Origin of the sequence: Burkholderia sp. 572 (genome assembly GCF_040545135.1) — a bacterium.
Classification (GTDB): Bacteria; Pseudomonadota; Gammaproteobacteria; order Burkholderiales; family Burkholderiaceae; genus Burkholderia; species Burkholderia cepacia.
Genome location: NZ_JBEPLH010000065.1, coordinates 1 through 1356, shown reverse-complemented (window position 1 = coordinate 1356; position 1356 = coordinate 1). Strand labels below are relative to the sequence as shown.

At 61.4% G+C, this 1356-nt stretch carries 1 protein-coding gene; it reads right to left on the bottom strand.

What is annotated here, in order from left to right; all coding sequences use genetic code 11:
- Positions 1-39: 39 nt before the first annotated feature.
- Positions 40-1299, bottom strand: a complete 1260-nt coding sequence (locus tag ABIC51_RS40820) for an IS256 family transposase (RefSeq protein WP_027787261.1) — start codon at positions 1297-1299, stop codon at positions 40-42.
- Positions 1300-1356: the final 57 nt, after the last annotated feature.

Genomic DNA, 1356 nt, shown 5'->3' with positions numbered 1-1356 from the left:
GGAGGTATCCGGAATTTCGTGTGTGAGGCAGGTTAAAACTCAGATTCCGATACTAAAGCGCTCTGGGTAAAGCAGCGCGAACTGGGTCATCGCGCTCTTCCAATCGTGCCGGGAGCCGGTCCACTTGGCAACGACGTTGCGCAGTGCCAGCCAGATCAGCTTCAGCGCGGCCTCGTCCGACGGGAAGTGGCCGCGTGCCTTGATGATCTTGCGAAGCTGCATGTGCAGCGACTCAATGGCGTTCGTGGTGTAAATGATCTTCCGTATGTCCGGCGCGAACGCGTAGAAGGGAATCACCTGCTCCCAGGCTCGCCGCCAGAGTGCGGCAATTGGCGGGTATTTCGTGCCCCACGGTCCAGCGTCGAACGCGTCCAGCGCCACGGCGGCCGCCTCGGCCGTCGGTGCTCGGTAGATCTCCTTGAGCGCGGCGGCAGCCGACTTGCGATCTTTCCAGCTCGCAAAGTCCAGCGAGTTACGGATCAGATGCACGATGCATGTCTGAACCGTCGTTTCCGGGAACACGGTGTTGATCGCTTCCGGGAAGCCCTTCAGGCCGTCAACCACGGCGATCAGGATGTCCTGCACGCCACGCAGTTTCAGGTCGTTGACGACCCGCAGCCAGAACTTAGCGCCCTCGGTCTGCTCGATCCAGAGGCCGAGCACGTCACGTGTGCCGTCGCGGCGCACGCCGAGCGCCAAGTAGATCGCCTTGTTGCGGACCACGCCTTCGTCGCGAATCTTGACGCGCAAGGCGTCAAAGAACACGACCGGATACATCGGCTCGAGCGGCCGCTGCTGCCATTCACGCACTTCGTCGATCACCGCATCGGTCACTGTACTGATGAAGTCCGGCGATACCTCGATGCCGTACATCTCCAGCAGGAACCCCTGAATCTCCCGCACGCTCATGCCGCGCGCGTACATCGCGATGATCTTGTCGTCGAAGCCGGTAAAACGTCGCTCGCCCTTGGCAATGAGCACCGGATCGAACGTCCCTTCGCGGTCACGCGGAATCTCGACGTCGAGCAGGTCGTCGTCGGTCGTGATGCGCTTGCGACTGGTGCCGTTGCGGTGGTTCGTGCTGTCCGACGGCTTGGCCTCGCCCTTCTCGTAGCCGAGATGGTGGGTCAGTTCGCCGCCCAGCGCCCGCTCGAAGATCGCCTTCTTGAGTGCGGCAAGCTGCTCGTTGATCGTCGCCCGGTCCAGCGTTCCGGGCACCAGTTGCTTGATCAGTTCCGGGTCCAGGTTCAAGCCCTTGCCCGGTTCGATCGTCACTTCTTCCTTGCGTTTGCGTGGCATAAAAGTGGCTCCTTGGTCGCCAGTTTATGCCTCGCACACAAAGTTTCGGATAGGCTC